The following is a 22,011-nucleotide window of genomic DNA, read 5'->3' as shown; positions in this document are numbered from 1 at the left end:
GGTAATCATTATCATACGTCAGGAACAATAGCAACCAAGCCGGATAGATGTGTTTCAGAACTCGCGAATTAACAGGAGGAGGGGTAAGTGCCGGAAAATCTGACTGAAAAGGCAAGGGCCGCTCTTGAGATATCGGTAAAGGAAGCTGAGAAGTCTGGACAGAGCAAAGTTACCTCGGAACATATTCTGTTCGGTCTGATTTCTGTTAGAGGTTCAGCAGCGCTGATCATACTTCATGAACTGGGTGTAAGAATCGGTGTGCTCAGAACCCGTCTTGAAAACCTTATGCGCCGCCCTGTTGCAAATGAAATAAATCTCAGAGAGATCGGATGGACAACCAAGGCCAGACTGGTCAGGCGCGAAGCGGTGAGAAAAGCTGTTAGCAGCGGTGCACCCGCAACAGGCACACATCATCTTCTCCTGGGACTTTTGTCTGTAGGAAACTGTCAGGCTTCCAGTATACTTCGCGAGAAGGGAGTGTTCCAGAAAGCTGCCGAAGATGCAGCCGCTGAGCTTCCCCTGCATATCGAATCCGATAGTGAATTAAAACAGAAACAGGCTCAGGAAATACCGGGAATTGATTACTTCTGCAGGGATCTGACAAAGCTGGCTCGAGAAGGCAATCTTGATCCTGTTATAGGCAGAGAACAGCAGATAAACAGAATCATGCAGGTTTTGTGCAGAAGAAAGAAATCAAATCCAATCCTTATTGGCGAGCCAGGTGTCGGGAAGACAGCTATTGTTGAGGGGCTTGCCGGATTGATTGCATCCGGAAAAACACCTGATCTTCTGGCTGGAAAACGCGTTCTTGCTCTTGATATGGCAGCCGTTGTAGCCGGGACGAAGTATCGAGGCCAGTTTGAACAAAGGTTGAAAAAACTGCTTAATGAAGTTACTGAATCCGGAGATATTATTCTCTTTATCGATGAGGTGCATGTTCTGGTTGGAGCAGGTGCTGCTGAAGGTGCGCTTGATGCTGCTAATTTACTGAAACCGGCTCTGGCAAGAGGAGAACTCCAGTGTATTGGAGCTACTACGCTTGACGAATACAGAAAACGTATTGAAAAGGATGGAGCTCTTGAAAGACGTTTCCAGCCTGTTCCTGTAAATCCGCCAGGAGTATCGGAAACCATTAAGATATTGGAAGGTCTCAGGCGCAGGTACGAGGAGCATCACGGGACCACATATACTGATGAAGCTATTCAGGCGTGTGCCAGGCTTGCCGCAAGATACATAAGCGGAAGATTTCTTCCGGATAAGGCTATCGATGTAATGGATGAAGCAGGATCCAAGAACAGAGTATTCCATTACAGGATACCGCATCACATACAGGAAATAATGGATGAAGTGAGTGACCTCAGGAACCTGAAACAGGATGCATCCCGGAAGGATGATTTTGAAGTTGTTCTTTCGTTTCGGGAACAGATGGAATCACTCGAGAAGAAACTGGCTGAAACTCGATCAGCGTGGCTGTCGGAGATTCAGATCGCGCCGGTTTCAGAAGATCAGGTAGCGGAAGTAGTAGCCGACATGACAGGTATTCCAGTCAGCAGGGTAGGCAAAAGCGAGACTGTGGGGCTGCTTGATCTTGAGGAACGCCTTGCTTTGAGGATTGTGGGCCAGTCGGAAGCGATCAGTACAATATCCGGGGCGATCAGACGGAGCCGTGTCGGTCTGAGGGACATAGACAGACCTGCTGGAACTTTCCTGTTTCTTGGTCCTTCAGGGGTTGGAAAAACTGAAACCGCAAGGATTCTGGCTGAAATGGTTTTTGGAGATCCATCCGCACTGATCCGTATTGATATGTCTGAATTCCAGGAGAGCTTCGCCGGTTCAAGGCTTGTAGGAGCTCCTCCTGGCTATGTCGGATATGATGAGGGTGGACAACTGACTGAAAAAGTCCGTCGAAGACCTTATTCCATTGTACTTCTTGATGAGATAGAGAAAGCTCACACTGATCTTTATAACATGCTGCTTCAGGTTATGGATTATGGCCGCATGACTGATAATTATGGAAGAGAGATTGATTTCACAAATACAATACTGATCATGACAAGCAACATCGCTTCCCGGAATCTCGCTTCAGGAAGCAGGTTGGGATTTTCATCCGATGATAAGGATTCAGAAGCTGAACGCAAAGACGGTATTGTTCTTGATGCTCTCAGGAATCGCTTCAATCCTGAATTTCTAAACAGACTTGATGAGATTGTCGTGTTCAATCCACTGGAATTCAACGATATGGAACAGATTGTGAATCTTCAGATGTGTGCTGTTGAAGAGAGGCTTTCTGAACTGGGCATCTCACTTTCACTTTCACCTGAAGCATTAACTCTGATAACTGAAGCTGGTTACGATCCAGAGGCAGGCGCCAGGCATATCAGAAGAACAATCAGAAGACTCCTTGAAGATCCTCTGACTGACGCAATACTAAGAAACGAATTTTCTTCAGGTGATTCAGTGCTTGCAGTAAGAGAAGAGAATCGGATTCTGTTCAGGATTTCCGAATCTCAAAGTACAGATACAGAAGAGATTAACATGAACACAATACATGGAAGAGTCGAGAATTGAGATATAACTTCATAATTCTTCTTGTTGCCCTGATATCAGTATCGTTCGCTCTTGAAGTAAGATCGATAGATGTAATCGGCAACTCCTTTGTTAGTGACAGCCTGATCTTACGTGTCTTCGGGATGAATCCCGGAGATACCTTTACGAGCAGGGCTATTCAACGTGGAACTTCAGATCTGTTCAATCTCGGATATTTCGGCAGTATAGAAATTCAGGCTGATACTGTTGATGGTTTTGCTGATGTACTTATTATGATCAATGAGAATCGGTTGCTCAGTGGAATCGAATTCAGCAATCCCGGTCATTTGAAAGAAAATGATGTACTTGATTCACTTTCGTTTTTTCCCGGTCAGACTGTCTCTCCGGGGCAGGTTGAGAGTGCTCGCAGGATAGTTTTGCATTTCTATGCGGAAAAACACAGGCATGAGGCAACCGTTAATCCAAGATGGCTTGATCCTGATACAGGTAACCGGAGTATCCTGCTGTTTGAGTGCGATGAGGGACCTGATATCAGAGTAGGAGAGATTGACTTTTTCGGGAATACCGTATTTAATGATGCTAAGCTTCGAGGACAGATGGATACGAGACAGGACTCATTCTGGAGGTCCGGTAGATTCAGAGAAAGTGACTTCGAGGCAGATCTTGATACAGTAGTGGTTTACTACCAGAATCATGGATATCCTTATGCAAAGATTCTGGATATACAGCGATCCATGCTGGAAGATGGGCGTCACCTGAGATTTGAGATTACCGTTGAAGAAGGAGAATATTTCACATTCGGTGATGTATCATTCTCCGGTAATGAAGTCTTTTCCGATTCAGTGCTTGTATCTGTACTTGATATTAAAAATGGTGATGAGTTCGATCAGGAAAAGCTGGATTCCTCTCTTTTCACCCTGTATGAGCTTTTCCAGGAGAGAGGATACTTCTATGCTGGAATAGAGCCTGTCGTAACAGAAGATGAACATCTGAATTCACTTGATATCTCTTTCCTTATTCAGGAAGGAGAGAGGGCTCATATTCGCAGAGTGGATATCTCGGGAAATACAAGAACGCTGGATAATGTTATCAGAAGAGAACTGATAGTCTTTCCTGGCGACATGTTCCAGAGGTCTGCACTGATGAGAAGTTACAGGAATATCTTCTACACAAATTACTTCAGTAATGTAAATGTTGATTTTCAATATATAGATAATTCTCCGGATGTTGATCTTATGATCAGTGTCGAGGAGAAAACGACCGGGAAAGCTGGAGTCGGAGCCGCGTACGGGGGCAGTGACGGCTTCAGTGGATTCGTTGAACTGGGAGAAACCAACCTTTTTGGACGCGGGCAGGATATAACGCTCAACTACCAGTTCTCGAAGAAAAAACAGGATATCCATGTCACATTCACAGAACCATGGTTTATGGATACACCTCTTTCTCTTGGCGGTGAGCTGTTCCACACAACGGAAAGCAGAACAGAATACGACAGACGCAGAACAGGCGGTGCTGTTATTGTGGGACGTCCGTTGCCATGGATCGATTATTCTTCTGCATCGATAAAGTACGTTCTTGAGAAAGTGAATGTCTTCGACATTACAACTGATTCAACAAGTTATTACTACTCTCTTCGAGATGAGAACTGGCCAAGATGGACCAGCAGCATTCGATTGAATTTCACAAGAGACAGTCGCGACAGACAGGTATTTGCATCAACCGGATCCTTGAACAGCTTGACTGCTGAGTTCGCAGGCGGCGCGATTGGTGGAGATATAGGTTTCCAGAAGTATCTGTTGGATTCAAGCTGGTATGTTCCTTCATTCTGGAAATTCATTTTCTTCATGAGAGCTCGAACAGGGGTGATTACTTCACTTGCCGGAGTAGAACCTCCTGCATATGAGCTGTTCGAGCTTGGTGGAACAGGATTCTATGGAGTGAGAGGTTATGGTTCACGATCCATAGGTGCTGTTGAAGGGTTTGAAACAGTAGGTGGAAGATCAATGCTCATTCTCAGCGCGGAATATAGATTCAGAATCATCGATCAATTGCAGCTGTCTGTATTTGCTGATGCCGGTAACACGTGGAACTCCTGGTCATCCAGTGATTTCTCGGATCTTCACAGGGGTGCTGGAATGGGTATCAGAATTGAGGTCCCCATGCTTGGAATAATGGGATTTGATTACGCATATGGTTTTGATGGTCCTGACAGAGGCTGGGAACCACACTTCCAGTTTGGGACAACCTTCTGATCAGGTTCAGTTTGCTCTGTCCCACGGATTCGTGAATATTCCATAATCCGTTAATTCTTTAGAGGAGCTTTTATGAAGTTATTGCCATTGATTCTGATAACCTTTACGTATGTGATCTTTGCGCAGACAATCGCAGTTATTGATTCGGACAAAATATTTAATACTATGGGTGAAGTAGCTGACGCGAAGGAACTGCTTGAATCGGAGATCGAAGACTGGGAAGCGCATGCCGATTCCCTTCAGGATGAGATTGACGCAATTCAGACTGATCTTGACTATACTATGGTCATGAGCCCTGAACGAAGACGCTCTCGGGAAGCTCTTCTCGAGGAAAAATCAATTGAGCTACAGGAATTTCTTGAATACATATTCGGACCTGGCGGACTTGTAGAATCCCGGAATGAAGAGCTTGTTTCTCCGATTGTCGCAAATATCAATGAAGCAGTGCAGGAAATCAGCAGAGAAGAAGGATATGATATTGTATTCGACATTTCAGCAGGGGTAGTGATCTATGTTGAGAATGCACTGGATATAACAAATGCTGTTCTGGAAAAACTCTCAGTAAGGAGCGAAAACTGAGATGAAGCTTTCCACTCTTGTGGAGAAGCTTGGAGGGCATCTTGAAGGTCCGGATGCGGATGAACAGGTGTCCGGGGTTTCAACGATTCAGGACGCTCTTCCTGATCAGGTCTGTTACTATGGTAACCCTTTATACAAAAGCCACCTGAGAAGTACAAATGCCCTGGCGGTTATTACTGGTGAACGTATTGAATCATCTTCCAGAAACATCATACTGGTCGATAAAGCATATCATGCCTTCAGAGAGGCATTGATCATATTCAGAAAAACAAATGCTTCCGGGTTTGATGGAGTTCATACAAGCGCAGTTGTGCATCCCGAAGCGGTCCTTGCTTCTGATGTGTCAGTTGGCCCGAATGCTGTTGTTGATACTGAAGCAGTTATAGGCAGAGGCTCTTCAATCGGTGCGGGAACTATCATAGGTTCTGGAGTTCGTATTGGAGACGAATGCGTAATTCACCCAGGCGTTGTGATTTATCATACTTCAGTTCTCGGTAACAGAGTGATCATTCACTCCGGTACAGTAATCGGTTCAGATGGATTCGGATTTGTTCCTGATCCTGACGGTCATCTCAAGGTTCCTCAGAATGGGAATGTCGTTATTGAAGACGACGTTGAGATTGGTGCAGGATGTACCATAGACAGAGCCGTGGTTGGGAGTACTGTTATCGGGAATAATTCGAAACTAGACAATCTGATTCATATCGCTCATAATGTTACCATTGGTTCCGGGTGCCTGTTAGCAGCCCAGACCGGAATTGCCGGCAGTACATCAGTTGGATCAGGGGTTGTGTTTGGAGGACAGGCAGGTATCGTAGGGCATATTAATATTGGGGATGGTGCTGTCATTGCGGCACAGGCAGGGGTTTCGCGAGATATTCCTGCGGGCGTTACAGTATCGGGATATCCTGCGCGACCTCATGACAGGGCATTGCGTATTAGCGCTGCTCTCGCGGATCTTCCCGATTTCAGAAGAAAAGTTATTGAATTTATGCGGAACTCTAACAGCACGGAAGAGGATAATAGATGAGCCATTTCCAGACTACTCTCATGAAACCCGCAGTTTACAAAGGAATTGGTCTTCATCTCGGCAAGGAGACCTCAATAACATTCAAACCGGCTCCGGCTGATACCGGAATTGTATTTGTAAGAACTGATGTCAGAAGCAGACCGTGCATAAAAGTATGTCCTGAGAATGTCAGACAGGTGGAAGAACAATCCAGAAGAACGACTCTCGGACAGGACTACTATGAAGTTCATACGGTTGAGCATGTTCTTTCCGTTCTGTACGGTCTCGGAATTGATAACGCTGTGCTTGAACTCGATTCGGATGAGCCCCCCGAACCAAATGACGGTTCCGTGAGAAGCTATATCACAGTTCTTGAAAAGGCCGGCATCAAGGAGTATCCTGACAAACCCCGCAGCTTGATAAAGATCGATAAGCCGATAAGTATCGATGTTTTCGGAGCAAATCTCACAGTTGTGCCATATGACGGTCTTAAAATCAGTTTTACCATCGACTACGATCATCCTGTTCTGGGGACTCAGTACCTTTCCCTTGATATAACTTCGGAAACCTTCAAGAATGAAATTGCTCCAGCAAGAACATTCTGCCTGTACGACGATGTCAAACACCTTCAGGAAAAGAATCTGATAAAGGGCGGAACACTGGAAAACGCAGTAGTTATTGGGAATGACGGCATTCTGAACGAAGAACCGCTTAGATTTCCTGACGAATTTGTCCGTCACAAGATACTTGATCTTATCGGTGATCTGTCTCTCCTTGGCGCCAGACTGCAAGGACACGTTATTTCAGTGAAATCCGGCCATGCTTCGAATGTTCAATTCATCAAGAAGATAGAGGAGACTCACAGAAAAACCATGGACAGCACTCATCTCACTGATAAACCATGGAATATTGAAGATATCATGGAGCTTCTTCCTCACAGATATCCATTCCTTCTGGTGGACAGAATTATAAAAGTCGAACCGGATAAGCGAATCGTGGGAATTAAGAACGTTTCTATTAACGAGCCGTTCTTTCAGGGGCATTTCCCCGGAGCTGCCATCATGCCTGGAGTACTTGTAGTTGAGGCTATGGGGCAGGTTGGCGGTTTGATGCTCTTCAATTCGGTTGATAACCCGGCTAACTGGCTGGTTTACTTTACCGGGCTTGATAAAGCACGATTCAGAAATCCGGTCAAACCCGGTGATCAGATCGTGTTTGATCTGGAAATGATACAGCGACGGGGTACAATGTGCAGGATGAAGGGCATAGCCAAAGTTGATGGAAAAATCGTAGTGGAAGCAATTCTGATGGCTATGCTGGTTAAGAAAAAATGATACACTCTACTGCTGTCATTGAATCAGACATTCCCTCCGATGCTTCCATAGGTCCATACTCAGTAATAGGACCGGATGTTAAATTAGGAAGCGGTGTGAGGGTTGCTGCACACGTATGTCTTATGGGTCCGGCCACTATTGGAGATTCCGTCAGCATAGGTCCTTCAGCCGTTATCGGGACCGATCCCCAGGATCTGAAATACAATAACGAGAGAACCGAAGTTATTATCGGGCAGCGAACTGTCATTCGCGAGTTTGCGAATATCAACAGGGGAACAGTTGATTCCGGTCGGACAATTGTTGGATCGGATTGTTTGATAATGGCTTACGTACATATTGCTCATGATTGTGAAATTGGAGACAGAGTCATTCTTGCGAACTCCGTCAACATGGCCGGTCATGTGCAGATTGGCAGCGATGTAACAATCGGAGGTGTTGTACCCATCCATCAGTTTGTCAGAATAGGTGAGTATTCAATGATTGGAGGAGGGTACAGGGTAAGCAGGGATGTCCCGCCGTTCGTGCTTGCGGGAGGGTATCCGTTGCGGGTATCAGCGCTGAATCGTATAGGACTTCGCAGAAAAGGCTTCAACAGAGAAAGACTTGATGATCTTGATACTGTATTCAGATACCTGTTCCGCTCCGATGGTATTCTTACCTCTAAAGCCAGGGAACTGATGGAAAATACAGAGCTGTCAGAAGATTCGCGGAAACTCGCTGATTTTATCCTGTCAAGCAACAGAGGAGTTATCAGCTGACCAGGGCTAGCAGTTACTTGCTGCTGATCTTGATGACGGTCATCCTGTCCTCAACAGGATTGAGTGATGTGGGTGAGGATGAGCTGATATCAGATAGTCCAGGGGAAAATTTCCACGAAATTATTCCTGAATCATTAGAGACTGACGTTCAACATTCCGATATCATACTTATTGTAAATAAGAATCCTACGGGTGCTCTACTTCGTTCAGCTGCACTGCCGGGATGGGGACAGTTCTATAATGATAAGCCGATAAAGGGCCTTCTATTTGGTTCAGTTGAGCTGGGATTGCTTTCATGGCTGATAATCGAACATCTGGCGTCTGAGGACGCCAGGCATTCCGGTGATGAACATGCTTATGAAGCACACAGCCAGCGAAGGCTTGATCTGATCTGGTACACTTCCGCAGCCTGGCTTTTCGGTATGCTTGATGCTTATGTGGACGCCTACCTCTATTCATTCGAAAGTGAGAATGAGGAGTTCGAGAAGGAGACCGGTATCGGCGCAGCGGTCTTTTTCCGGTTCTGAAAGGGAATAAGGAATGCTCCTGAGTGTATTACTTATGATTGTAGATGAAGAGACCAATCCTGATCTTGAATTGCTCAGGAAGGCAAAAGATGGCGACAGAGAAGCATTCGGGGAATTATTCAGAAAGTACGAGAAAAGAGTTTTCAGGGTGGCCAGACGGATGTGCGGCAGTGATGATGAAGCCTGGGATATTACGCAGGATGCGTTCATCAGGGCAATGCAGGCAATGGATAGGTTCGATACAAAATACAGATTTTTTACCTGGATATACAGGATTACTACGAATCTTGCGATTAACTACTCGCAGAAAAGAATGAGAAGACGAGAAGTGTGTTTTGACGAAGGATTCAGCGCTGAAGGACAGCAGACTACTAAGGATGATCTGGATGACATGGTTGCAAGAGATCAGCTTATACACTCAATTGAGAAAGCTGTTGAGAAGCTTACTCCCGCACTGAAAGCGGTTTTTGTACTCCGGGTTGATCAGCAGCTCAGTTATTCAGAGATAGCAGAAAGCCTTGGTATCGCGCTTGGTACAGTCATGTCAAGATTGAACAGAGCAAGAGGGAAAGTCAGAGAAGAAATTGGTTCAATGCTGGGGGAATGGGAATGAAATGCCCTGATTTTGAGATTCTGATGCTGATGCTGGATGGTGAATTACCTGAGGATCAGCTGAAAGAAGTAACAGATCATGTTGAGTCGTGTCGTGAATGCAGGAAAATTATAAGTTCTCAGGAGCATATTGAAACTTCATGGCGAGACAGCTTCAGATCTCCGGATGATGATCGATTCAGAGCAATCGAACAGCAGCTGTTCGACAAGATAAATCATCACTCTAGTTGGAAATGGTGGACAGCCGTTCCCATTGCTGCAGGAATAGCTGTTGTTCTACTGGGAGTAAAATTCATTCTTTCCGAGAAACCGTCCATAGAAATTCCTTCCGGCTACTCTATGTACGAATCAGAAGCGAACCGGACAATTACAGAACATTTGGAAGATTCATTTTATCAAATTGCACCTGAGGCAGGATACAGCATTGATTCGGTGACGTCTGAAGCACCATTGGAAACTCAACCGATTCAATTCACTGATGTGTCCGTTGAAACTGATACTCATTCAAGAATATCAGGTATCGGGTACGGATCGGATGCCGATAGAGAGATATCCGGAGCAGTTTCAGGAGGTGGTGCGGAAATGCAGACGGGTGCTTCCGGAACCGCTCAGGGAGGAGAGGAGCTGCTTGGAGCATCTGCATCCCCTGATGAAATATCGGAATCACTCGATGTTTCCGCGAGAGGCAGCGGCGGATTATTGCATGAGGATTACTATTTTGAAGAAGGAACTCTCGAAGAAACTGAAGAAATCATGTCTCATGATGATCGAATCTCCGAAGATGGATTAATTTTCTCATTGGAGTCCAGCTGCGGCGAGATTCATCAGGAAGAATCAGAGGTAGAAACTGTGCTGTCTCCGGATATGGATACAACGGGACTCAAAACGGTATCTTCAATCCCAGCTTCGTCCATAGAGGACAGAACTGAGGAGATCATCGGGATTCAGACCATTGACGGCATTATGCCTGCTGATGAAGTTTCATCCCTGTGGCGGGATTCTGAGAAACTTTCCAACATTGAGCTTGTCTTTGATATTAACGGTGAACCGGACAGTATGACAGCATTACTTCTTGATTCGCTCATTCCCGAGTGGTATTTGTATATTCCATTTATATTCAGAGACACAACGCTGATAATTCAGCGCGATGGTATATATGAATACTTTGTAAATGTTAACACTGCACCTGCTTGCGAGAATGAGTAAGGAGAAACAGAATGCGCTTTCATACATCAGTTATTTCAGTGATTGTTCTATTTATGGCGGGAATCAGTTCAGCCGCACTTCCCAGAATTGGTGTTGTTTCCATCGATTCCGATGATTTCGCTCCGGACAATAGTATTCTTGAAACAGTAAGGGTGGAACTGATCAGAAGCGGACGTTTCGAGGTCGTTGACCTTGATTCAGTATCCTATCTTAACGTTTCTCCTGATCTGCTGATCAATCGTCTGCAGACCATTGCTTCAGAAGAGAATCTTGACATATTTCTCGCGTTGGAAATACCAGCCGCGGAAGAATATGACCGCACATCATTCCGGAATGACTCACTCATCACATACAGAACGGTAACCGTCAATGTACTGGGAAGGTTTTACACTTCTGCCGGAACTTTGATTGGGACAATCAGAAATACTGTTTCCAGAGAAGAGATGCTTCCATTTGTGCCTGATCGCTACCGACTTGCTTTAACCTGTGCCGAACAGCTGGCAGCCAGATCCATTCTCGAACTATTCCCGCTTGAAGTAACCTTCATTGCTTCGGACAGTCAGATTTTCAGCATTCCGATCGGCAGAGAACAGGGAATCAGCAATGGCATGATCATGGCGGCAGTTGCAGCTTCTTCAGGAATTCCGGAAGATCTGTCCGAGTACGAAGCACTCAGGAGCAGAGGACTGCTTCAGATATCCGATGTCGGGAATACACAATCCAGCGCAAGGCTCCTTTCCGGACATCTGGTGAACGGGGGAGCGGTTACCGCGATTGAGCAGTCAGCCCCGGCAATAATGTATATTGAATACAATCTGCTTTCCATGAAGGTTGAACGCGGTGAAGGTCTTGAGGGAACGGACTCTGACTGGAGCAGCAACATTAGACTGGGCGTGGAAACAGGGAAATGGGGACTGTCATTCGGCGGTGGATTGAGAGCGGGAGGTTTGGAGCATTCATCCAGTCTTGGCGTTGATTTCTTAGTCGGAACAAGGATTCCGCTATCCAGTCCTTCGCTGGGTCTGAGATTGTCCGGAGGGGGTGAGGCTATATTCCTTATGCAGGATGTAAGATCGGATACACTTGCTTCAAATTCAAGCGCGATTTGCGTTGCTGCAATCGCTGACGCCAGTCTGGAGTATCTTTTCTCCAACCACCTTGGAATTCAGTTTGGTATCTCCGGAGTACTGGGAACAGCAGCCGAAAACTGGACGGTACAGGAATACAGCGGCAAAGTCAGGGATGCGAATCCTGATGAGATATATTACACAAAGATGGAACATGGTCCATTCAACATTCATGCCGGTTTGATCTGGATGATATTCTAGACATAATGCTTGGACCACCCTTCTGTACGGTTATCGTTTAGCAACTACTAACGATATATAACCGTCTGGTTGTGTAATCCAACCATTATGTCTAGTCCGCATTCATCTTTACTGGTTAGCGTTTCCAGGGGCGCTCAGCCATTCCACGTTCCCATATGACTTCAAGAGCAGACCATGTAGCAATAGCAAAGATGACTCCGCCTATTATTCCGGAGAAGATTGTTCCGTGTACAATGCCCAGAGCAAGTGCTCCGCCGGCAACAGCAGCTGTTAAGAGAATGAGTATTGTTGCTGCAAGTGATGCAGGGCCCCACTTCGATATGACTCTTACTCTGGCGAGATGTATACCCCATACACATAGAGGATATCCGGTCGCACCGAAAACCGCAGCTGGAATACTCCTGAGCAGCAGAATACCGAGAGTCCATAGTAGAAAAAGTGGAAGAAAAACGAGAACAGCATTCCTTGAGAGCGGTGAAATCCATTTCATCTGTTCCGGTATATCACAGAGCGCTGTCCAGATGAAGAGTCCGGAAGCAAATCCGAGAACCAGTGATGATTCGCTATGACTGATGAAACAGCTGAAAACAGTCCCGGTTATACCAAGTACAAGTAATACTATCACGAATACCTTCGGACCTATCTGTCCTGATTCAGTGATCTTAACGTACAATCTGGTTCCAAGAAGCTGAAGGAAAATAAACAATAGAAAAGCAGCGAACCCGAAAAATCCTGTTACAGCATAGTCTCTGAGGGTTACATCAACTGTTTCAAAGATCTCACCAGTCAGAAAAGACAGAATACTCATACATTTTTCCTTTCGCTCGCGCAAATGTGTTTAATTTGCCAGCTTTCGTCAATTGTCACCTTCAGATACTGATAAGTGATATTTGCGTTGATCGCGCTGCTTGGTCATATATTCAGGAGTACAATGATTGTTCCTTGATTATCTGAATAATATCGGATCCGGCTATTTGAGAGGTTTAAATGAAAACTGCTCTGTTTCTCCTGTCAGTGTTCTCTGTGCTATTATCATTATACTGCACCGGGACCGGACAGGATCCGGAATTCGATAGTACGGGAGATCAGGTTTCTCTGAATACCTGTAAGGGCGTTTCATTCAACCTTGATATCCATTCGGATGTTTTCGAAGACTCATTGTTCTATAGAGATGACCTGGTGACCGGGATTGTATTCAAAACCGATGAATCTGAAACAGTTCTGACTTCGATGCTTGTTCCGGGATGCGGTTCCACAGCAGAAGACAGAGTAAATTATCTTGAAACCGGAGGACTCTCAAAACCAATAATGGTTGAGGTTCCTCCACTTGGTGAAACCGCTGGATTCCTTGCAGTCCTATATACATGTGAGGATTCCAGTGTTGTAGAGAGAGTATGGAACAGGGGGGCCGGGGAACTCGCGGTACTTCAGGCGAAAACACAGGGTTCTTCTCCCAATCTGCTTCTCTCTTCAGTCAGCAGGATTTTCAGGACCGCTGAACTGGTTAACCCCGCAAATAATATGTTACGATCCGTTTATCTCTCTGATCGCAATCGGACCATGATTGTGGAAGAAGTCAATTCAGATGTAACAGTTCCTCCTGATGTTTATCATAGTATTGTTCTCTCCGTTAATCCTGCACGCAGAGAAATCACTGTGGTTGACACACTTACAATTTATTTCAGTCCCACTCAATCCGATAGCCAGCTAACTCTTTTTCTTCCGAACACCGGAACCGATTCCAACTTCGAGTCTCTGAGCGGATACTTTGAATACAGTGGAGATTCAGTATGCTGTGTCGCGGATTCCTCAAGAGTATTCAAAGGTCTATTCTCCGGAGAATGGACCGGATTCATTTCCGGTTCTACAGACCGGATCACAATCAGCGGACTGCAGATCAATCCATCGACTTCCTTTCAATGTGGTATGTGGTTCTATCCCGGAAATGATATACCGGCTTCGTACAGACTGGACATTTCCGTTCCGGATATGGGGTACAGAGTCTATGCTCCACTTCAGGAATTATCGAGAGTTGTGTCCGATTCACTGCTGATCGTATCCTATTCCTCCCCGGAAGGTGGTATAAGAGGTCCTCTTGCCTGGGCGACAGGAGTATTCTCTGAAATGGATATTTCCGGATGGAGAAGCAAGTATTATTGCCATGATTCCGATTCTCTTGCGCTGGAAATGAGGTATCTGGCGGATGATCTTGCATCTGTTTTCTGGAACAATATGGGCTTCTCCGGCGCCAGACTGGATTTCGTAATCGTTCGCAGTCTTGACGTTCCTGTTTTCCTGACTGGTCCCGGATGCGTCTTTCTTTCCTCTGATATGCTCTCGTCAATTCAGGGGTATGAATCATGGTCTGATTCACTTGTCTCAGGAATTTCCGTTCCGGCCGCAGCAGTTGTATTTGAGGCAGCAAGAGCTTTCCTCGCAGGCAGTACTTATCTTACGGAATGCCTCCGGGACGCTTTCGCAGCATGGTCGGTCTATAGATTTGCCATTGCGGAGGATAATGCGGATTCAGCTGAACTGCTTGAAGCATACATGAAATACTATCTCTATACGTCAGAGATAGAAGGCGGCGTGGAATACGGGATAGCTGATCCCGGATTAAATGAATCTCCGCTATATGATCCTGTGGTACTCGGTAAAGCCCCGGTAGTTATTGAATTCCTTACCAGAGAGATACCCGCGTTCAAGAGAGGAATACCAAGAGCTCTCGGAAATCTCAGGCACTCCGGTGATTCATTCGGCAGATTATTTTCCGCGATGGGAATCTGGGAGAGCGGGGAGTTTGGAGAGCTGTTCTTCCAATGGCTGTACAGTCCTGGTATTCCTCAAATTGAGGTCGCATGGGCTGACTCGTCGGGATATCTGCATATCTGGATAGAACAGTACCAGCCGGGGCAGAATTTTCCGCTTGGATCGATAACAGACGATGTTCTTATCATTACTGAAGAGAATTCCGAAATGATTGAACTCACAAGAGGTTCAACAGAGGGTTTCTTCTCCGGTCGAATACCGGATATAACAAAGAATATTCGAGCGATCAATATTGATCCTGACCGAATTCTTCCCGCTGATATTATCTACAGGCATCTTCATGGCAGCTTTGATTAATAACCAAGATAAAGCCGAACATTTATCCACTGAAGGACATTAAGTGAGAATCAGTTTCTGCATTCATAATCATCAGCCGGTGGGAAATTTTCAACATATAATGGAATCGGCATATAATGAATGCTATCTGCCGATGATTGAAGTTATGGAATCGCATGATGGATTCAGAACCGGATTTCACATTTCCGGCACACTGCTGGAATGGCTGGAATCGTATCATCCCGAATATCTGAAAAAGGTTTCGCTCATGTGCCGCAAAGGGCAGATGGAATTACTGACCAGCGGCAGGTACGAACCGATCCTTCCTATCTTCAGGCGGTTCGACATTATAGAACAGATATCCCGCTATTCCGATCATCTCGAATCTCTCACCGGCAAACGACCGGAGGGTCTCTGGCTCAGCGAGAGAGTATGGGAACCGCAGCTGCCTTCAATTCTTTGTGAGGCCGGTATTTCCTACGCTGTAGTCGATGATTTTCACCTGCAGAAGGCTGGCATCGAAGGAATGAACCTTTTTCATCCCTTCATAACCGAAGATGCCGGAAAGACAGTCAGGCTTCTTGGAAGCAACAGGGAACTCAGATACAGTATCCCGTTTGCTTCGGTCGAGGATACAATGAGAGAACTCGAACGGTTGAACAACAGCGGCGCGGATCTCGTCTTCTATGGAGATGACGGAGAGAAGTTCGGCGTCTGGCCCGGAACGAATGAACTCTGTTACGCTCAGGGATGGCTCGATACTTTTCTCAGCGCGATTGAATCCGCTCCATGGCTTGAGGTGGTCCTGCCCTCAGCAGCGTCGAGAGTAAATTTATCCGGACCTGTCTATATTCCCACCGCGAGTTATTCAGAGATGGGTGAGTGGATTTCAGAAGGTTTCTGGAGGAATTTTCTTTCAACCTATCCTGAATCTAAAGAACTGCACGGCAGGATACTCGAGGCTGAAAAAACAGTACGCCGCTCCCGAAGTGAAACAGCCCTTCATCACTTCTGGAGAAGTCAGTGCAACTGTTCCTTCTGGCATGGGGTATTTGGAGGAATATACCTTCCACATTTGAGAGAAGCTGTATGGAAGGAACTTCACTCGGCTGAACGCGAAGCCCTTCGTGAAATGGACATGTATCCATTCATAGGAAACAGCGATATAGACGCTGACGGACAAGAGGAAACTGTCATAGTGACAGAAATTCAATCACTGCTTGTTCATCCTGAGAAGGGTCTTACGGTAAGCGAGTTCAGCTTCTTGCCCGACCACGCAGGTCCTGTACCCATGGGGCATGTCCTCAGCAGACGCCGCGAGAAATATCATGATGGTATTCCTGGAATGACCGATTCAGGAGAAGTAAGGACAATTCATGACGATCTGCTCTCGAAGGAAGACGGGCTCGCGGACAGGGTAATTATCGACCGATGGAGAAGGGTACTGTTCAGCGATCTGGTGATGGTGCCTGATGTAACGTTTGAAGACTGGAAACGGTGTGATTCTCGAATCGTCAGCTTCCAGAAATCATTTTCATCGTGTTCGTTCGGTCAGTCAGAAAAAATTGTTGATTTCAAAGGCACATATGAGAGAAACAACCTTGAACTCGCGAAGGATCTGCACGTTGATCTGAACTACGCACGGATTACTGTAGAATCAGTGTATTCCGTCAATCCATTTGATAGAACCGGCATGGAGATATGCCTGAATCTTATGACCGGAAACTCGCCTGACCGCTGTTTCAGAATTGATTCAGGGCCGGAGCGAATGATGGGTGAAGACGGTACCGCAAGGGGAAAGCGGATAGAGATTATTGACCGCTGGCGGAAGGTCATAGTTATAGTAGATATTGATAATGAAGCTGATATCTGGTTCGCGCCCCTTGAATCGGTCAACAGATCGGAGAACGGGTATGAAAGAGTGCACCAGGGTGCTGCCATGTATATTTCCAACCAGGCAGATAAAGCCGGGCATAACTTACTTAACTTACTTGTTGAAATGAAGAGTCTGAATGATTCCTGAAGAAGCACACTCCGAGGTTCGAAGGCTCAGGGAACTCATCCGCCATCACAATCAACTCTATTACGGTGAGAATCGCTCTCTGATCACCGACGGTGAGTACGATGCACTCTTGCGAAAGTTAATACAGCTCGAAACACAGTGGCCTGAATTGCAGATGGAAGATTCACCTTCAAGGAGAGTCGGATCGAAACCTGTAGCCGGGTTTCCGCCAATCAGATGGAATCCTCCCATGCTCAGCCTCGATAATGTGTTCAGCTTTGATGAATTCCAGAAATTCAACAGCAGAATAATGCGTGAACTCGACCTTGACAGTACTCCGGTCTATTCCGTTGAACCCAAACTGGATGGTCTTGCGATCGCGCTGATCTACCGTGACGGTGTTCTCATCAGCGCGGGAACGAGGGGAGACGGTACTGAGGGAGAGGATATCACTCCTAACGCAAGAACCGTTCACTCGATTCCGCTCCGATTGGCTCGACCTTTTCCGGGTACTCTGATTGTTCGGGGGGAAGTCATCTTCAGAAAAGATGATTTCAGAAGAATGAATCAGAACAGGATAAAGGATGATCTGAATCCCTTTGCAAATCCCAGAAACGCCGCCTCCGGCTCCCTGAGACAACTGGACAGCAGAATTACAGCATCAAGGCCGCTCAGTTTCATATCGTACGGTACTGCTGAATGGCCTGAAGGGATCACTTCACAGAACAGCTTATTCTCGCTTCTGGATTCGCTTGGGATTCCTGTCAGTCCTCTCAATTCAGTTTGCTGGAGTATTGAAGAGGTCAAAACAGCGTTTGAGAAACTGGAAGACCTTCGTGACTCTCTACCCTTCGAAATCGATGGGGTTGTAATAAAGCTCAACGAAGCTTCGCTTCAGCAGAAGATCGGGATTCAGAGCAGATTCCCGAAATGGGCTACAGCCTGGAAATTCCAGGCGGAGGAAGTAGTTACGAGATTGCTTGATATCAATATCCAGGTTGGAAGAACCGGAAGACTCACTCCTGTTGCAAGCCTTTTGCCCGTTTTTGTAGGTGGCGTTACCGTATCAAGCGCTACCCTTCACAACGAGGATGAACTCAGGAAAAAGGATGCCAGACCAGGTGATATGGTGATAGTCCGCAGAGCGGGCGATGTGATACCGGAAGTTGTCAGATCACTTGGAAGGCCATCCGAAGAGGAGAGGGGAGAGCGGTTCGAGTTTCCCGACAGATGTCCGGTGTGCGGCGGTCCGATCGCAAGACCGGAAGGTGTAGCTGTTCACAGATGCATGAATCCATCATGCCCCGCAAGACTGCGTGAAAGCATCTTCCACTGGGCTTCGAGGGATGCCCTGGATATTGAAGGCCTTGGCAGAAAACTGGCGAAGCAGCTCGTGGAAACAGAACTTGTAAACGATATCTCAGACCTCTATCACCTTTCCCGCCAGCAGCTATCATCGATGGAAAGAATGGGTGAGAAGTCCGCTGACAATCTAATCAATGAACTTCAAGAAAGCCGAAATACTGATCTTCAGAGATTTATCACAGGCCTTGGCATACCTGGAGTAGGAAGAACGGTTGCAGGACTTCTGGCAGACAGATTCAGCAGTATCAAGGACATAATGGAAGCTGAAGTAGAGGATTTCATTGACGTAGACGGAATAGGTCCGGTGCTTGCTGAAAATCTTCATGCGTTTTTTCATGAACCTGTTACGCTTGGGGTGGTTGAGCGGCTGCTTCAGGCCGGTTTCAATCCTGAAAGCAGACACACTCACAATTCTGATAAACCCCTCGATGGAATGACTGTTGTATTTACAGGTGGAATATCCATGTCTCGCTCAGAAGCCAGGGAAATAGCTGAAGCAGCCGGCGCGACGGTTACAGGAAGCGTTTCCAGTAAAACCAATTTAATAGTAGCCGGCCCGGGAGCCGGAAGCAAACTTCAGAAAGCCCGTGAACTTGGGATTGAAATAATAAATGAAGAGGAATTCCTCAAGCGGTTATAACGCTGCTAAAGTAAAGGACGTTGTTCTCGAGATGTTTTGAGTTCCCATTGGTAATCGCAACAGTAACGGAAAGATCGGGAAATGATAGAACGGGGTAGAGTATGCGTTAAAATGGAAATGCTTCTGAAAACGATAATGCTACCCGCTTTGGTAGTGCTGCTGTATGCCTTTATTACTGCACCGGCTTGCGCGGATACATTTCCTGACAGCTATACCGACCATAGTGATGAAACGGTTACTGAGAGAATAGGCTCAATCGACTTCGATACCTTTGTAGATGGCACACCTGCTGGTATGGAAAGGGATATTGGTGCTACTACTGGAGAGGCTGAAGTAGATAACATTATCGAACAGGATACATGTGTCTTTGTGACAGGGAGCAGTCTTAGGATCTCAGGTAGCGATTCCACCACATGCTGGCATTCGCTTTCTGTCGATCTACCGGATGATATAAGGTTTGTCACCGTCAGGTTTTACATAAGAGGGCAGGATCTGCAGCAGGAAGGCAATCAGTTTAATAACTGCTATGCCGGTTTCTGGTACGACGGTGTGTTTGGGGACAGGAGTAACACTCTGACCAGGCTTCCACAAGGCTCCTTCGACTGGGCTGAAATCAGTATATCTCTTGATCTGGATGCACACTTGGCGAGGGATGTGAAATTTATTCTCTTCTCTTCGATAAGTGGCATACTATGGATAGACGAGTTGATCTTCCTCTACGACGATGAATGTGGTGATACAGAGCCGCGTGAAGTACAGGGCCCACTTGCAGCCTACATAAATGAGCTTTATCGACCGACAACATTCATGGAACTGGTTTACGCTGCAGATGGAGAGTGTCCTGACAGCATTTCAGAAAATGAGGCGTTTCAGGACATTGAAATGCTGAAATACCTCTTCGAGAATGCATACAGCGGCTATTCGTATTGGGAAAACCAGGGAGTAGACTTCAATGCTGTTTATAATAGTCTGACTGAACTCGCCGAGGGAAGCGAGAAGGTTTCAGTTGTTGACATGGAGCGCATTATTGCGGAGGGTTTAGAACATGTACAGGATGGTCATTTTGGAGTAGCCGGTCATGAGCGGCATCGCTTTCTGAACAGGAAAAACCCATACTTTGCCAATGTAATCGTTGAGAGAATTTCCGCTGAAAATAGTGGTAGTGGCTCCGGGACTGAATACAGCGTTGTCCGATCGAATTGCAACTCCGTAGATCCCGGCATGACCTATGTCGGTCCGGAAGACCGGCTGTTCAGGATTCTGTCCAGGCGCGGTGTTGAGCAGTTTCAGCTTGGAGTCTTCACAAGTGAGGAGACTTCTGAAGCCTCTTTCCAATTCCATGCAAAGCCTGCAGTTGCAGAGGAGTCAGGCTCGGATTCCAGTGAATCGTCCTTTTTCGATTCTGCTTCAGTAGTTTCGATAGCACTTCCGCTCCATGAATGCCGGTTGAGCAAGGCAAAGCACCAGGATGACCGCGTATACTACGCAACCGAAATAGACAGTATTGATCTTGTTCGTATTTCCAGCTTCTCCACCAGCCATCATGAGCATCTTCAGATGTTTGTAAAGAATGGGACTGCCCTTGCCGAGACGGACCGGTTTATCGTTGACCTAATGGGAAATCAAGGGGGGTCCAGCTTATATGCCAAGGAATTTGTCAAAAATCTGAATGGCGTGGCACAGTGGAGAATGTACTGCGCCATGTTCTGTACACCTGCCACTGTCGGCTCTGTAGCAGCAATGCCCATAACCGAAGATATGCCGGCAGGATTTGAAGAAACTGTTAATCGAATGCGGCAGGCCCTGGAACGCCTGCGAGAAAAACCTGTCCGAAATTGGCTGTATGTACGTGATGAACTGACTCCCAGGCAAATGGGAGATTACGAGGGCCGTGCAGTATTTCTGATTGACCGACGTGTGGCATCATCCGGAGAAGCCCTGATTGATTATACCAAGTCAATACCAGGAGCCATGCTGATTGGCGAAAATTCCGCAGGTGTAGGTTCATTTGGAGAGGTTCACCAATACTGGTTGCCGAACTCGCTCATCCGTCTCTTCCTGCCGTGCAAGCTTTTTATCGCGCCAGGATTTGAAGAGGGCGTCGGTTACATCCCGGATTACTGGCTCGATTCTCCGGAACCAGTTATGGAGATAGCAAGATGGTTGAACAATCCTGATACCTATCAGTTTGAGTTGTCTGAAGCTTCTTCACCCGCCCCGGGTTATCTATTTCCCGACTAGATATAATTGTTTGACCACCGCTTCCGATAGGGTAACTTACCCTTTTACTACTTGAGACATCCGATGGAAATTTATCAGCGGGAATGAAACTGCTTAACAAAGTCGGTTGTAATAAAGCTATCCATATTGCTCATATAAAACATAGTTATAGCCAACAAGAGATTGCAAGCATTCTGGAATGCACTACAGTACTATCAGCAAGATCATAGCATAGAGAATCTTGAGAATAATCAATAGATAGAAAAATACCAAAATTCAAGATACGACCCCACAAGTCGACCCCACAAGTTGTTTGACCAAGATTGTTTCGTGCAGTATGGTCAGTTTCAGGCAGAAATCGGAGACTTTATTGGGACGAATATGCTGTTTCGGGAAAATTCCCGGAACGGCTTGAAATCAAGATTCATATTGCTATATGGAGCCTATGAGCGTAATGGAACAATACTAACCGCACATTGGACTAATATTGGCGCAAGGCTCAAAGCTAAAAACTGCAAAGGTATGGC

Annotated in this window: 15 protein-coding genes; 14 read left to right on the top strand and 1 reads right to left on the bottom strand. The window is 46.3% G+C overall.

Going from position 1 to position 22,011, the window contains the following annotated elements:
* Window positions 1–87 precede the first annotated feature (87 nt).
* From K8R76_10890 to K8R76_10845, 10 genes are all read left to right on the top strand, one after another.
* The gene (locus K8R76_10890; GenBank protein ID MCD4848681.1) at window positions 88–2,568 is read left to right on the top strand and encodes an ATP-dependent Clp protease ATP-binding subunit; all 2,481 of its coding nucleotides are present in this window, start codon (window positions 88–90) and stop codon (window positions 2,566–2,568) included.
* On the top strand, window positions 2,565–4,799 hold the full coding sequence (gene bamA / locus K8R76_10885) for an outer membrane protein assembly factor BamA (protein MCD4848680.1): 2,235 nt from the start codon (window positions 2,565–2,567) through the stop codon (window positions 4,797–4,799). The genes K8R76_10890 and bamA overlap by 4 nt, the downstream gene beginning before the upstream one ends.
* Window positions 4,800–4,871: 72 nt before the next feature.
* Window positions 4,872–5,378 (top strand): OmpH family outer membrane protein, encoded by a 507-nt coding sequence (locus K8R76_10880; protein ID MCD4848679.1) that lies wholly within the window; start codon window positions 4,872–4,874, stop codon window positions 5,376–5,378.
* A gap of 1 nt (window position 5,379) precedes the next feature.
* Window positions 5,380–6,408, top strand: coding sequence for a UDP-3-O-(3-hydroxymyristoyl)glucosamine N-acyltransferase (gene lpxD / locus K8R76_10875; protein ID MCD4848678.1), 1,029 nt, complete (start codon window positions 5,380–5,382; stop codon window positions 6,406–6,408).
* Complete coding sequence (gene lpxC / locus K8R76_10870) at window positions 6,405–7,721, top strand: UDP-3-O-acyl-N-acetylglucosamine deacetylase (GenBank protein MCD4848677.1); 1,317 nt, start codon at window positions 6,405–6,407, stop codon at window positions 7,719–7,721. The genes lpxD and lpxC overlap by 4 nt, the downstream gene beginning before the upstream one ends.
* Window positions 7,718–8,479, top strand: coding sequence for an acyl-ACP--UDP-N-acetylglucosamine O-acyltransferase (gene lpxA, locus K8R76_10865; GenBank protein ID MCD4848676.1), 762 nt, complete (start codon window positions 7,718–7,720; stop codon window positions 8,477–8,479). The genes lpxC and lpxA overlap by 4 nt, the downstream gene beginning before the upstream one ends.
* 32 nt (window positions 8,480–8,511) lie before the next feature.
* A complete protein-coding gene (locus K8R76_10860) occupies window positions 8,512–9,006 on the top strand; it encodes a hypothetical protein (GenBank protein MCD4848675.1) in 495 nt (164 codons plus the stop codon).
* Between the two features lie 13 nt (window positions 9,007–9,019).
* Window positions 9,020–9,619: a sigma-70 family RNA polymerase sigma factor gene (locus tag K8R76_10855; protein MCD4848674.1), complete on the top strand. Its 600-nt coding sequence runs from the start codon at window positions 9,020–9,022 to the stop codon at window positions 9,617–9,619.
* Window positions 9,616–10,824, top strand: coding sequence for a zf-HC2 domain-containing protein (locus K8R76_10850; protein MCD4848673.1), 1,209 nt, complete (start codon window positions 9,616–9,618; stop codon window positions 10,822–10,824). Before K8R76_10855 ends, K8R76_10850 begins: the two co-directional genes overlap by 4 nt.
* Before the next feature lie 11 nt (window positions 10,825–10,835).
* The gene (locus K8R76_10845) at window positions 10,836–12,152 is read left to right on the top strand and encodes a hypothetical protein (GenBank protein ID MCD4848672.1); all 1,317 of its coding nucleotides are present in this window, start codon (window positions 10,836–10,838) and stop codon (window positions 12,150–12,152) included.
* Window positions 12,153–12,267: 115 nt separating this feature from the next.
* Here K8R76_10845 and K8R76_10840 read toward each other — a convergent pair whose 3' ends face one another.
* Entirely contained in the window at window positions 12,268–12,960 is a 693-nt protein-coding gene (locus tag K8R76_10840) for a hypothetical protein (protein MCD4848671.1), read from the bottom strand.
* Between the two features lie 179 nt (window positions 12,961–13,139).
* Between K8R76_10840 and K8R76_10835 the strand changes: the two genes are divergently transcribed.
* The 4 genes from K8R76_10835 (at window position 13,140) to K8R76_10820 (ending at window position 21,505) form a co-directional block, all read left to right on the top strand.
* Window positions 13,140–15,278, top strand: coding sequence for a hypothetical protein (locus K8R76_10835; protein MCD4848670.1), 2,139 nt, complete (start codon window positions 13,140–13,142; stop codon window positions 15,276–15,278).
* Between the two features lie 133 nt (window positions 15,279–15,411).
* Entirely contained in the window at window positions 15,412–17,280 is a 1,869-nt protein-coding gene (locus K8R76_10830) for a DUF1926 domain-containing protein (GenBank protein MCD4848669.1), read from the top strand.
* Window positions 17,270–19,264 carry an NAD-dependent DNA ligase LigA gene (gene ligA / locus K8R76_10825; protein ID MCD4848668.1) on the top strand — a complete coding sequence of 665 codons (1,995 nt, stop codon included), beginning with the start codon at window positions 17,270–17,272 and terminating at the stop codon, window positions 19,262–19,264. Before K8R76_10830 ends, ligA begins: the two co-directional genes overlap by 11 nt.
* Window positions 19,265–19,345: 81 nt before the next feature.
* The gene (locus tag K8R76_10820) at window positions 19,346–21,505 is read left to right on the top strand and encodes a hypothetical protein (protein MCD4848667.1); all 2,160 of its coding nucleotides are present in this window, start codon (window positions 19,346–19,348) and stop codon (window positions 21,503–21,505) included.
* Window positions 21,506–22,011 lie beyond the last annotated feature (506 nt).

Source organism: Candidatus Aegiribacteria sp., assembly GCA_021108435.1.
Lineage (GTDB): Bacteria > Fermentibacterota > Fermentibacteria > Fermentibacterales > JCC-6 > Aegiribacteria.
Note: the sequence above shows the minus strand (reverse complement) of the source record. Positions and strands in the feature narration are given on the sequence as shown.